This window comes from Pseudomonas sp. C11, assembly GCF_034683865.1.
Classification (GTDB): domain Bacteria; phylum Pseudomonadota; class Gammaproteobacteria; order Pseudomonadales; family Pseudomonadaceae; genus Aquipseudomonas.
This window is the reverse complement of the sequence record NZ_JAWIIP010000004.1, coordinates 131746-142067: the sequence shown is the minus strand read 5'-3', so window position 1 is coordinate 142067 and position 10322 is coordinate 131746. Positions and strand designations below refer to the sequence as shown.

Annotated in this window: 21 protein-coding genes; all 21 read left to right on the top strand. The window is 61.6% G+C overall.

Annotation, left to right across the window (positions count from 1 at the left end; genetic code table 11):
- The first annotated feature begins 102 nt into the window (after positions 1–102).
- The 21 genes from VC352_RS08535 to VC352_RS08435 all read left to right on the top strand — a co-directional run bounded on the left by VC352_RS08535 (position 103) and on the right by VC352_RS08435 (position 10313).
- The gene (locus VC352_RS08535) at positions 103–306 is read left to right on the top strand and encodes a transcriptional regulator (protein ID WP_322979150.1); all 204 of its coding nucleotides are present in this window, start codon (positions 103–105) and stop codon (positions 304–306) included.
- A gap of 2 nt (positions 307–308) precedes the next feature.
- Positions 309–506, top strand: a complete 198-nt coding sequence (locus tag VC352_RS08530; protein WP_322979149.1) for a hypothetical protein — start codon at positions 309–311, stop codon at positions 504–506.
- Positions 493–1482, top strand: a complete 990-nt coding sequence (locus tag VC352_RS08525; RefSeq protein ID WP_322979148.1) for a DUF1376 domain-containing protein — start codon at positions 493–495, stop codon at positions 1480–1482. Before VC352_RS08530 ends, VC352_RS08525 begins: the two co-directional genes overlap by 14 nt.
- Positions 1479–2228, top strand: coding sequence for a replication protein P (locus VC352_RS08520; protein ID WP_322979147.1), 750 nt, complete (start codon positions 1479–1481; stop codon positions 2226–2228). The genes VC352_RS08525 and VC352_RS08520 overlap by 4 nt, the downstream gene beginning before the upstream one ends.
- On the top strand, positions 2218–2391 hold the full coding sequence (locus VC352_RS08515) for a hypothetical protein (protein ID WP_322979146.1): 174 nt from the start codon (positions 2218–2220) through the stop codon (positions 2389–2391). Before VC352_RS08520 ends, VC352_RS08515 begins: the two co-directional genes overlap by 11 nt.
- Entirely contained in the window at positions 2388–2738 is a 351-nt protein-coding gene (locus VC352_RS08510; protein WP_322979145.1) for a hypothetical protein, read from the top strand. Before VC352_RS08515 ends, VC352_RS08510 begins: the two co-directional genes overlap by 4 nt.
- A complete protein-coding gene (locus tag VC352_RS08505) occupies positions 2735–3061 on the top strand; it encodes a hypothetical protein (RefSeq protein WP_322979144.1) in 327 nt (108 codons plus the stop codon). The genes VC352_RS08510 and VC352_RS08505 overlap by 4 nt, the downstream gene beginning before the upstream one ends.
- The gene (locus VC352_RS08500; RefSeq protein ID WP_322979143.1) at positions 3058–3696 is read left to right on the top strand and encodes a hypothetical protein; all 639 of its coding nucleotides are present in this window, start codon (positions 3058–3060) and stop codon (positions 3694–3696) included. Before VC352_RS08505 ends, VC352_RS08500 begins: the two co-directional genes overlap by 4 nt.
- On the top strand, positions 3689–4255 hold the full coding sequence (locus VC352_RS08495) for a hypothetical protein (protein ID WP_322979142.1): 567 nt from the start codon (positions 3689–3691) through the stop codon (positions 4253–4255). The genes VC352_RS08500 and VC352_RS08495 overlap by 8 nt, the downstream gene beginning before the upstream one ends.
- Positions 4252–4443, top strand: a complete 192-nt coding sequence (locus VC352_RS08490) for a hypothetical protein (protein WP_322979141.1) — start codon at positions 4252–4254, stop codon at positions 4441–4443. The genes VC352_RS08495 and VC352_RS08490 overlap by 4 nt, the downstream gene beginning before the upstream one ends.
- Entirely contained in the window at positions 4440–5099 is a 660-nt protein-coding gene (locus VC352_RS08485) for a recombination protein NinG (protein WP_322979140.1), read from the top strand. Before VC352_RS08490 ends, VC352_RS08485 begins: the two co-directional genes overlap by 4 nt.
- On the top strand, positions 5096–5335 hold the full coding sequence (locus VC352_RS08480; RefSeq protein WP_322979139.1) for a hypothetical protein: 240 nt from the start codon (positions 5096–5098) through the stop codon (positions 5333–5335). Before VC352_RS08485 ends, VC352_RS08480 begins: the two co-directional genes overlap by 4 nt.
- On the top strand, positions 5328–6068 hold the full coding sequence (locus tag VC352_RS08475; RefSeq protein WP_322979138.1) for a hypothetical protein: 741 nt from the start codon (positions 5328–5330) through the stop codon (positions 6066–6068). Before VC352_RS08480 ends, VC352_RS08475 begins: the two co-directional genes overlap by 8 nt.
- Positions 6061–6276, top strand: coding sequence for a hypothetical protein (locus VC352_RS08470; protein WP_322979137.1), 216 nt, complete (start codon positions 6061–6063; stop codon positions 6274–6276). Before VC352_RS08475 ends, VC352_RS08470 begins: the two co-directional genes overlap by 8 nt.
- Before the next feature lie 26 nt (positions 6277–6302).
- Positions 6303–6893, top strand: a complete 591-nt coding sequence (locus VC352_RS08465) for a hypothetical protein (protein ID WP_322979136.1) — start codon at positions 6303–6305, stop codon at positions 6891–6893.
- Between the two features lie 111 nt (positions 6894–7004).
- A complete protein-coding gene (locus VC352_RS08460) occupies positions 7005–7373 on the top strand; it encodes a hypothetical protein (RefSeq protein ID WP_322979135.1) in 369 nt (122 codons plus the stop codon).
- 157 nt (positions 7374–7530) lie between these two features.
- Complete coding sequence (locus VC352_RS08455; RefSeq protein WP_322979134.1) at positions 7531–7698, top strand: hypothetical protein; 168 nt, start codon at positions 7531–7533, stop codon at positions 7696–7698.
- A 10-nt stretch (positions 7699–7708) separates the two neighbouring features.
- A complete protein-coding gene (locus VC352_RS08450; RefSeq protein WP_322979133.1) occupies positions 7709–8002 on the top strand; it encodes a hypothetical protein in 294 nt (97 codons plus the stop codon).
- Between the two features lie 65 nt (positions 8003–8067).
- Positions 8068–8346, top strand: a complete 279-nt coding sequence (locus VC352_RS08445; RefSeq protein ID WP_322979132.1) for a hypothetical protein — start codon at positions 8068–8070, stop codon at positions 8344–8346.
- 126 nt (positions 8347–8472) lie between these two features.
- Complete coding sequence (locus VC352_RS08440; protein WP_322979131.1) at positions 8473–9036, top strand: hypothetical protein; 564 nt, start codon at positions 8473–8475, stop codon at positions 9034–9036.
- Positions 9033–10313 carry a PBSX family phage terminase large subunit gene (locus tag VC352_RS08435; RefSeq protein ID WP_322979130.1) on the top strand — a complete coding sequence of 427 codons (1281 nt, stop codon included), beginning with the start codon at positions 9033–9035 and terminating at the stop codon, positions 10311–10313. The genes VC352_RS08440 and VC352_RS08435 overlap by 4 nt, the downstream gene beginning before the upstream one ends.
- The last annotated feature ends 9 nt before the right edge of the window (positions 10314–10322 follow it).

Here is a 10322-nt window from a genome sequence, read left to right as displayed (position 1 = left end):
TGAATGTTCTTTTTCCATAAACAAAGAGTTTACGCCGCTTGTGCAAAGACATAAATAAACGTATCGTTGATTTGTGTTTATGAGAGAACTGGCGATCCGTTTATGAAAAAGACACCTCTTGAAACCGCTATCGAGGCGGTTGGGTCAGCCAAGGCGCTGGCCGAAAAGGTTGGCGTTACACCCATGGCAATCACCCAGTGGAAAACACGTGGCGTTCCTGCTCACAGGGTTCGTGCGGTTGTCGATGCATGCGGTGGTGCCGTCTCCGCATTCGATCTGCGACCAGACATCTTTCAGGTTGCTTGAACATGAGCATCCGACAGTTCAAGCAGCCTCAACCACAGCAAGTCGCTGAAGAAAGCGCGCGCTATCTCGCCGAAATGTCGGCGACCCAGCGCACTCGGCTTGAGCACTACGCGCGCAGCAAAGGCGTCACGACCGAGCAGGCAGTGGCGCAGATAGTCACGAATTTCCTGGCGGCAGAGGGTGCTGATGACAGCCACTGATCTGCCGGCGCCGCTGGTGCCTGCTGACGTTGATCTGCGCGGGTTGCCGTTCATGCCGCTGGATGTGAATCGGCTGCGTGACAGCGACCTGGCGATCGAGGCGAGCGGCGACGAGTTCCGCGCTGCGGTGCTGCTGTGGTGCGCAAGTTGGAATCAGGTACCGGCCGGCTCGCTGCCGAACAACGACCAGGCCATGGCGGCGTATGCCGGTTTCGGCCGGGACGTGAAGGGCTGGAAGAAGGTGGCCGCCGGCGCGCTGCGCGGTTTCGTCGAGTGTTCGGACGGGCGCTTGTACCACCCGGTTGTCGCTGAGAAAGCGATCGACGCCTGGGCTCAGCGGGTCGAGCACCGGGAGAAGACAGCGAACGAGACAGAGCGCAAGCGCAAGGAACGTGAAGACCGGGCGCGGATGTTCGATGTGCTGCGCGAGGCCGGCCAGGTACTGGCGTGGAACACGCCGACCAGCACCTTGCGTGCTGCTGTTGCAGAGCTTGAAAGCGGTGACGAGTCACGCGCCAGTCACGCACCTGTCACGCGGACAGGTCACGCACCTGGCACGGCTAAGAGAGGGACAGGGAAGGGAGAGGGAGAGGGAGAGGGATTAGAACCCCCTGTAGTCCCCCTTGGTGACCAGTCACAGGGACAGCCGGCGAAGAAGCCGGCGGCGAGGGCGAAGCCAGAAGGCTCTCGGGCCAAGCCCAAGAAGCCGCTGCAGATGCCGTTCCTGATGACGCCCGAGATGTTGGCCTGGGCGAAGGAGAAAGCCCCGGCGGTGAACCTCGATCGGGAGACAGAGCGCTTCTGTGACTACTGGACGGGTACCGGAAAGCCGATGGCTGACTGGCCGTCGACATGGCGCAACTGGATGCGCCGAGCACAGGACGACATTGAGCGGCGTGGCGGTGGTGGGTCTGGTGGTAGGCCGCCTGGTGCGCCTGGTGATACGAGCTGGATCGAAGAGGACGATGGTGTATGAAACCCGCAATCGACGTGGTGAAGACGCTGCCGAACCTGCCTGCTGAGCCGGTTCGGGACAACGCGGCCAAGAAGCCGAGCGCCGAGACTGCAGTGATCGTCAACAAGCTGTTCGCCGAGTTGAAGAGCATCTTCCCGGCGTGGCGCCAGGCTTGGCCGAACGATGATGCAGAGAACCGTGCTAAGCGTTCCTGGGTGAAAGGGTTCATGCGCTCGGGGATCAACACCATCGACCAACTGCGGTACGGCATCGAGGCCTGCCGCCAGCTCGAAACCGACTTCGCGCCCAGCGTTGGCAAGTTCGTGAAGCTGTGCACGCCGACCGCCGAGGATCTTGGGTTTCCCGCTGACGATATCGCCTGGCGCGAGGTTGTGCGCCACTGCGCGAACCCTGGCCGGCACAACTGGAGCCATGAGGCCGTGCGCCTGGCTGGCGATGCGGTCGGCTGGTTCAACCTGCGCTGCAGCAGCATTCCGGAAGAGACGCTGCGCAAGCGCTTCGATCATGCGTACTACCAGCTTCGCCGCCGTGCCTCGATGGGCTTGCCGCTGGAGCAGCCGCGCCAGGGCATCGAAGACCAGAGCGAAGGCCGCGAGCTGACGCCAGAGCAGGCCGAGCGCCATAGCGAGCGCTTCGCACAGCGCGTCATGCGCGTGCAGGGCCTGGACAAACTCACCGGAGAACAGGCCCGCCAGCAGTTGCTGGCCAAGCTCCGCATCCGCCGAGGTGACACCCATGAAGCTTGAACGCCGCCTGCAGGGTGACCTGCGGGGCTCCGTCAATTTCCTGCTCTCCCGTGGCTACGACATGGCCCGTGAGGGTGACCAACTGATTCTGATCCGTGGCCAGCGCCGTGTGCTGGTGGCCGACGGGCGTTTGGCCGTGATCGGCCGGGGAGGTGTGCGGTGACGCGAGCCAATACGAAGAGTGTGAGCGTAGAGCGCTTTCGCTACGTACTGGACTGGTACGAGATCGATAAGGTCGAGATCGACCTATCGAAGCCTTGCTACTTCGAGTTCGACTACCGCTGCGGTAGTTGGTATCTGGAGCAGTACGTGCAGCAGGCAGACCACTTTGCCCCATGGAAAGCTGTGTACTGGCCGAAGGGGAACGCTTTCAACATGCAGAGCCCTGGCGATGCTCTGGCCGTGCTTGGTGAGCGCGTGCGCACGCTGAAGTCTTCGAACAGCCATGGGGCTGAGTTCCTGAAAGACCTCGCACGCATTCTGGCGCACGCCAAGGCAGGTGCTCAATGAACCTGCTCGCCCAGCAAGCCCTGTCTCGCGCGCTGGCCAGGGGAGCCAGGCCGGTACCGGCTGCCGAAGTGCTGCCGGCCGCGCCGGTACCTGCTCCAGTTCCTGCGCCTATCGCTGACGGCGGCCACTTCGACCGCGTTGGCTATCTCGAAGGCCGCAAGCACGCGCTCGATATCGTCCGCGATGGTCGCCTGCTGCTCGAGCTGCAGGGTGGTCGCTCGCAACTGGCCGACCGTCTGCGCCAGTGCATGCAGTCCAAGCCTGCGAGCTTCGCCCAGGGCGTGGCCAGCATCATCGCCCTGGTGCAGGAGGTGGCCCAGTGAACGCAGAACAGCAAAAGCGCCTGCACGAACTGGCGTTGATCATGCTCCGAGACGCGCACGGCGAAGACTTCACCGCCGAGCAGGCCGCCGTGCTGCCGGCGCAGATCGAAGAGTACCAGCGCCTGAGCGAGGCGCAGAACATCCTGTCGCTGCTGGACGAGCTGAAGCGCAGCTATACCGCCTTCGAGAGCATGTCCTACCTGGCAGCCAGCCATGCCGAGCGCGCCCAGACGCTGCTGGCCGATTCGTTCATCCCCGGACAGATGCACTGTGCCAAGTGCAAGTTCCAGCTTACCAAGCGGGTTATCTGCATGGGCAGCGGCACCATCGGTGCCGGCGACAACAAGACCGAGCCATGCCCGAACGGCTGTGGCCCGCTGTGGCCGGTGACGTGGAAGCAGGCCGATCAGGAGAACCAAGAAATCATTGGTCGCCTGTGCGATGAACAGCGCGAGTTGCGCGCCCAACTTGAGCAGTTGCAGCAGGACAAGGCCCGTCTCGACAGCGGCTGCATCATCACCGATGACCGTGACGAGTTCGGCGAGAGCTACCGCACCGAACACTGCGGTATGGATCTGCGCACGCGGATCGACGAGGCCATGGCCAAGCGCGCGGAGGATCTTGCAAATGGCTAAGGCAGCGACAGCGACAACGACCAAGCCCGAGACACCCGAGGCCAGGAAGAAGCGCCAGGCGCGCGCCCAGCGCCCGATCTACATGCGTTGGCGCCCGGTGGTTGATCAGGAAACCGGTGAGGTGATCAAGGCCCTGGTGGCCGACAGCAGCATCGACCGATTCCTGTGCCGCGAGCGTGAGTATCGCATCGGCGATCAGGTGCGCTGCGAGATCAAGCAGGCGCGCAACGTGAAGTTTCACCGCCTGGTGCACGCCCTCGGCCGCACGGTCGCCGAGCAGATCGACAAATTCCAGGGTCTCGACGCCCACACCACGATCAAGAAATTGCAGCTTGACGCCGGCGTGTGCTGCTCGTTCGAAGCCTTCGACATTCCCGACCTGGGCCGGGTGATGCGCCAGGTGCCTGAGTCGATCGCTTTCGACTACATGACCGAAGAGCGCTTCAAGGAGTTCTGGCGCGGCATCTGCCAGCACCTGATCGCCAACTACTGGCCAGGCCTCACCGAAGAAACGATCGAGAACATGACCGGCCTGATGCCTGGGGAGCGTGAGCAGTGACGACTCTGGAAGAGATCAGCCGCTGCCCAGTGGCCAACCGTGCGTTCTGGACTGAGCGCGCCCGATTCAATCTGGCGTGCTACCGCTACATCGGTGCAGGCCCTGCCGACAGGAGCATGGAGCGTTTGGGGTTTCGCAAGAACATGGCGCACCGTAGGGCGCAGACCTATCTGCAGGTGCAGCCATGAAGCGCACCGAACTGAAGCGCAAGACGCCGCTGAAGGCCAAGGCCAGCGGCATTGCCGAGCGCAAGCCGCGGCAGCGCAAGTGCGACAACCCCGCGTGCGACGTGAAATTCACGCCCAAGATCGGCCAGAAGGTCTGCTGCTGGCAGTGCGGCCTGGCGATCGCTGATCAGCCTGCCAACCAGAAGAAGGCGCGCATGGCGATCGAGCAGCGGGAGCGGCGCGAGATCAAGGTGCGCAAGGAAAAGCTGAAAAGCAAAGGCGACCACACCCGCGAGACTCAGGCCATTTTCAACGAATGGGTGCGCGAGCGTGACCGTGGCCTGGCCTGTATCAGTTGCGACGCCGAGCCAGGTGATTCTGACCTGCTCACCGGCAGCCGCTGGGATGCTGGCCATTACCGTTCTGTCGGCGCCTGCCCCGAATTGCGCTTCGAGCCGCTGAACGTGCACCGCCAGTGCGTGAAGTGCAACCAGCACCTGTCGGGCAATGTCGTCGAGTACCGCATCCGTCTGGTGAAACGCATCGGCGCCGACGCCGTGGCCTGGCTCGAAGGCCCCCACGAACCCAAGAAGTACACCATCGAAGACCTGCAGCAGATCAAGGCCAATTACCGGGCGCTGCTGCGCGACCTGAAAAAGCAGGAGGTGCAACTGTGAGCACGCACTTTTCCCGATACCCGGATGACGACGGCCCAGAGCAGGCACCGTGCGGTATCTGGATTGGCGATGCCAGTGACCTTTCCAGCAACTGGAGCCGCGTCGACTGCAAGCGTTGCCTCAAGTGGAAGGACACGATCATGGCCACGCATGAGGCCGAGGAAGCGGCAATCGTAGAGCAGATGGGCGACATGGCGGACTACTACGCCGGACAGCAGGGGAATCGAAATGACTGATCAAGTTGAATGCAACTGCGCCTGGAACCCCGACAGCCACGCCGAGACGTGCCCGGTTTACATGCAGCAGCAGATCAAGGCGCTGCGTCAGCACAAGACCGACTACATGGAGTCGGCGGAGGCAACGCGCAAGGCGCTGGAGGCCGATATCGCAAGGCTGAAGGGGATGTTGGAGGCGGCACAGGATCATGCAGTAGTAGCCCAGCTCCATGCTCTTGAGATGGGCCAGCGAGCGCTACGCGCAGCTCTTCATTCGTGCGCCAAGGCTTCATCTGCTGCTGAGGTTGGCTTGATCGTCGACGGAGCGATCGCCGCCAGCCAGGCGCAACAGGCCCTGGCACCAGAGAACCAGCGCGTAGTGCCGGCCGATCCGTTGCTGGCCAAGCCGCATCCGTTCGAGGCGATGCGCAAGCGCTTCAGCGACATCGAGGACGAAGTGGCGCGAGGAAAGCACAGCGCTATGTCGTGCTTCACGGCAATGCGTACGGCAGCGCTCTACACCGACCCACAGCCTGCCCAGGTGAACCGCATCCCAGCCGGCCTATACGCCGAACTGGAAGCCCTGCGCACTCTCCGCGACGCCGCTGACGTGTACCTGCAGGGCTACATGCGCGACGAGATAGAGGACGAAGACAACTGCGTGTCGGTCGATCAGCACGATGCCGCCTGCAGCGTGAAGTCAGCCCTGGATAACGCCAGGGCGCTGGAGTGGAAGGGCGGCGGCGATGCATGAGGGGAAGGTAGCCATCATCAGCACGCCAGATGGTGGCGATGGCTTGTACATGGCCATGGTGGCGCCGCAGAGGCCGAGCATGCTCGAAGTTCTGCGCAGAGATCCATGGTACCTGGCTGATACCGAGTTTCAGGCCTGGCTGGCCGAGCAATGGCGAATCCTGCGTGAGCAGGGGCTTATCCGCGACACAGGGGAGAGCGAGCGATGACAGCGAAGAGATCATCGACACAGATCGTGCTCGACGCACTGCGCGACCTGCACCAGCAGGAGCAGATCGTCACACGGGAGACGCTGCATGAGTTGACCGGGCTGAAACTTTCGATCATCGACGACCGGCTGAAGGCGCTCATTGAGGAAATGTTGATTGTTCGGGTGGGCAGGGGGGTGTTTGTGCCAGCAGAACAGCATCCACCTGCTCGCCCCATGAGTAAGACGCTGCTGCCGGACGGAACAGTGAATCTTGAGATCGGCGATCAGGTGCTAATCCTCACGCCGGCCGAGGATCGCATGCTCGCCAAGATCCAGGCGGGGGTGATGATGCAGGCTGCCACTATCGAAGTCGGGCATCAAACCGCGTTGCTCAACGGGGAGATTCAGGGGCGTCTGAATCGGGTCGAAAGGACTATCGGGAAGGCGCCAGGCGGGGCATTTCAGGGCGTCACATTTGATGGAGTTGTGACGCATGGAAGCGTCACGCCTGTGACGCATGGTGTGACTCATGAGCAACTGCATGGCATTCAGGAAAAGCAGCGCAGCCCAGGCGCTTTGCGGACTGAGCGTTGGCGTAAGCGCAAGTTGGAGGCGGCGCAGAAGAGCGTCACTTAGGCGTCACATGTGACGGTTTGGCTGTGACGCTTGTGTGACGGTCGGTTGTAGGTGGTAAGGGGCGCAAATCGCCCGTGCAGATTTCACGAACATGCCCTGGAGGCAATCACTGTGAGCAATCCAATTCAAGAAAGCGGCATTCCCCAGCAGGCGAAGATGATGCCGATGGTCGTCCACTACGCGCTGCAGCAGGACGAGCATGGCGAGGATCCTATCGCCTTGTTCTCGGTCGAGATCGATGGCGGCAGCCTGAGCACCGCCTGCCTGGTGCCAGATGCTGGCCCTGCCGACCTCGGTGCAATGGCCGGCATCATCTGCAACCACATGCACATGAACGCCAAGTTCTTCCCTGGTGATGATCGCAGCGAAGAACGCACCGAGCGCCGGCATCTGCACTATGGCAATGTTCAGGCTGCTGGCCAGACGGTGCCGCTGATGGGCGAGTTCGATGTGACGTTCACGCCGAACGAACTGGTTTGATTTACTATCCGGCACGGATGCTGGTCTTTCGGAGGTTGCTTTGATGGAAACGATAGAGGTTTTGCTTATTGGTGGGCCATGTGACGGGATGCGTCAGACCGTTATGCGTGGCCAGCCAAGCCTGCAATCTATACCGAAGACAAAGTGCCCAGTGCGGATGGATTGGCACAATGCCGAACCAACTACCGACATCAGGCAGGCGAGCGTCTACTACAGGGCCACCTTGCGGGCGGAAAATGGCGTAAACCATGACGTCTATGTCTACGGCGAAATTGATGTGGTCGAGGCGCTGATCAAGGGGTATCGGGATCACGTCGGCGTATGAGGGCGATGGCATGAGCGTTTTCAGTGAGATCAGCAGCAGATTGGCCACCGCCATGGCACGCCAGAAGGACGATCTGATATCCGCCGCCGTGAAGCGGCATCTGGGTGTCGACACTCTCGATCTGCCGGCCCTTGTGGGGCGACTGGAGCGCAAAACCATAGAAGGCGAGCCAGGTGAAGAGTTCTGCGTCGACGGCGTGCCGGTGATCTGGATTGGTGATATTCAGATGGTCAACGTGGGAAGCGAGCTGCAGGCCGGGTTCGATTACCGGAATCTTCAGCCGTCCCCCCCCTGTAGGGTTTGAGCCCGCCAAGGCGCATATAGAACACTCGGACTGCCAAATACCTCAACCTGTCGAGGCGTCCGAAGATGAAGAAAGTCCTGCTGTGCGTTTTTGCAGTCCTGTATCTCTCCTGTGGCCTGGTGCTGGCTTCGCCGGTACCGGCCGATCACCTGGCCTTCAAGGTCTACGCCGATCACCACATCGCCGCAGAGCGTCAGCGCAGCCTGGCCGAGGTCATGCAGCCTCGCAGCCTGGAGCGAACGCACAGCCCCGTGCTGCGCAGTGACATGCGTATCGCCAGTGCCGGCATGGTGTTCAACCGCACGAATGATCAGGTGCTGCATTGGGCGCGATCGAGCGCCTGACCCTGTGATGCAGAGAAAGCCCGCCCAGTGCGGGCTTTCTTGTCTCTGCCCAAACCCTTGCCAGTCATAGCCTGCGCCCCCCTGTAGGGTTCGACACCCTATCCCCCGCCCGGAAAGACTCCGGGCATGACCACGAAAGATCAGGGCGCCAAGCCCGCACCCAAGAAGCCAGCGAAGAAGCCGGTAGCCAAGAAGAAGGCGACCGGCTCGACTGCGCGTGTTCGTAAGCCAGGTAGACCAAGCTCCTACACCGAGGCAATCGGTATCGCCCTGTGTGCTGCTATCGCAGAGGGAATGAGCTTGCGAAGTGCGTGCGCACTGCCTGGGATGCCTGACGTATCGACGGTGATTCGCTGGCTGGCCGATGAAGAGCGTGCCGAATTTTGCGCACAGTACGCGCGTGCGCGCGAGGACAGGGCCGATTTGCTGGCTGAAGAGATCTTGCAGATTGCTGATGACGGGCGTAACGACACCCAGGTCGACGAAGACGGCAATGTGTTCGTCGACCATGACGTGATCGCGCGATCGAGGCTGCGTGTCGATGCCCGCAAGTGGCTGGCCAGCAAGATGGCGCCCAAGAAGTACGGCGACAAGATCACGGCCGAGCACACTGGCGCCAACGGTGGCGCGATTCAGGTGGCCAGCACTGTGACATTCGTTCGCCCGCCGGCGAGGGCTGAGGACGAATGAACGCTTCCGTGCAGCCCTTGCAGCTCAACCTGACGCTGCCCTACAAGCTCGCGCCGCTGTACGAGGCGATGCGCTACAAGGTCATGCATGGTGGTCGCGGCGGCGGTAAGTCGCACGGCGTCGCCCAGGTGCTGCTCGATATGGGGGCGCGCAACCCGCTGCGCATCCTCTGTGCCCGGGAAGTGCAGAAGTCGATGCGCGATTCCGTGCACAGGCTGCTGAAGGACTACATCGTCAAGCTCGGCCTCGAATCGTTCTATGACGTGCTCGATACCGAGATACGCGGAAAAAACGGAACGCTCTTCCTGTTCACCGGCCTGCAGTCGCATACCGTCGATTCGATCAAGTCGTTCGAGGGTGTCGATATCGTCTGGGTCGAAGAGGCCCACGGCGTCAGTAAGAAGTCCTGGGACGTGCTGGTGCCGACGATTCGGAAAGAGGGCAGCGAGATCTGGCTGACCCTGAACCCGGACATGGATACAGACGAAACCTACACGCGCTTCATCGAGAACGCCGACGAAGACATGTGGGTTTGCGAGATCAATTGGCGCGACAACCCATGGTTCCCGTCAGTGCTGAACGACGAACGCCTGCGCGCCAAGCGTGCCATGAGCCAGGAAGACTACGAGCATATCTGGGAAGGCAAGCCGCGCACCGTTGCCGATGGTGCGATCTACAAACACGAAATCATCGACCTGATCAGTGGCGGCCGAGTCCAGCGCGTGCCGTATGACCCAACCCTGCCAGTGCATACCGTATGGGATCTTGGGTGGAACGACGCGATGACGATCGGCTTCGTGCAGCGCGGCCCGATGGACGTGCGAATCATCGACTACATCGAGGACAGCCATCGGACGCTCGACTGGTATGTCGCGCAGATCGAGAAGCGCCCGTATCGATGGGGTCATGACTACCTGCCGCACGACGGCCGCACCCGCAACTACCAGACCGGCAAAAGCACCGAAGAGCAACTGCAGGCCATGGGCAGAAAGCCAATCGTCCTGGCGCAAACCAGTGTCGAGGAAGGCATCAAGGCGGTGCGCATGATGTTCCCGCGCTGCTACTTCGACAAGGACAAGACTGCGCGACTGATCGAATGCCTGAAGCGGTATCGCCGTGCCCTGCACGCTCAGACCAGGGAGCCTTTGGGGCCGCTGCACGACGAGTTTAGCCACGGATCCGACATGTTCCGCTACATCGGCCAGGCCGTTGAGGTGATGCCCAACGACATGGAACCCAAATACGAAGAAGCCCCAGCACCTGACTGGCGCACGTGAGGAACCACA

Coding starts and splice junctions, on each gene's coding strand:
- VC352_RS08535 (WP_322979150.1), top strand. CDS start 103: ATGAAAAAGACACCTCTTGAAACCGCTATCGAGGCGGTTGGGTCAGCC.
- VC352_RS08530 (WP_322979149.1), top strand. CDS start 309: ATGAGCATCCGACAGTTCAAGCAGCCTCAACCACAGCAAGTCGCTGAA.
- VC352_RS08525 (WP_322979148.1), top strand. CDS start 493: ATGACAGCCACTGATCTGCCGGCGCCGCTGGTGCCTGCTGACGTTGAT.
- VC352_RS08520 (WP_322979147.1), top strand. CDS start 1,479: ATGAAACCCGCAATCGACGTGGTGAAGACGCTGCCGAACCTGCCTGCT.
- VC352_RS08515 (WP_322979146.1), top strand. CDS start 2,218: ATGAAGCTTGAACGCCGCCTGCAGGGTGACCTGCGGGGCTCCGTCAAT.
- VC352_RS08505 (WP_322979144.1), top strand. CDS start 2,735: ATGAACCTGCTCGCCCAGCAAGCCCTGTCTCGCGCGCTGGCCAGGGGA.
- VC352_RS08495 (WP_322979142.1), top strand. CDS start 3,689: ATGGCTAAGGCAGCGACAGCGACAACGACCAAGCCCGAGACACCCGAG.
- VC352_RS08485 (WP_322979140.1), top strand. CDS start 4,440: ATGAAGCGCACCGAACTGAAGCGCAAGACGCCGCTGAAGGCCAAGGCC.
- VC352_RS08475 (WP_322979138.1), top strand. CDS start 5,328: ATGACTGATCAAGTTGAATGCAACTGCGCCTGGAACCCCGACAGCCAC.
- VC352_RS08470 (WP_322979137.1), top strand. CDS start 6,061: ATGCATGAGGGGAAGGTAGCCATCATCAGCACGCCAGATGGTGGCGAT.
- VC352_RS08455 (WP_322979134.1), top strand. CDS start 7,531: ATGGATTGGCACAATGCCGAACCAACTACCGACATCAGGCAGGCGAGC.
- VC352_RS08450 (WP_322979133.1), top strand. CDS start 7,709: ATGAGCGTTTTCAGTGAGATCAGCAGCAGATTGGCCACCGCCATGGCA.
- VC352_RS08445 (WP_322979132.1), top strand. CDS start 8,068: ATGAAGAAAGTCCTGCTGTGCGTTTTTGCAGTCCTGTATCTCTCCTGT.
- VC352_RS08440 (WP_322979131.1), top strand. CDS start 8,473: ATGACCACGAAAGATCAGGGCGCCAAGCCCGCACCCAAGAAGCCAGCG.
- VC352_RS08435 (WP_322979130.1), top strand. CDS start 9,033: ATGAACGCTTCCGTGCAGCCCTTGCAGCTCAACCTGACGCTGCCCTAC.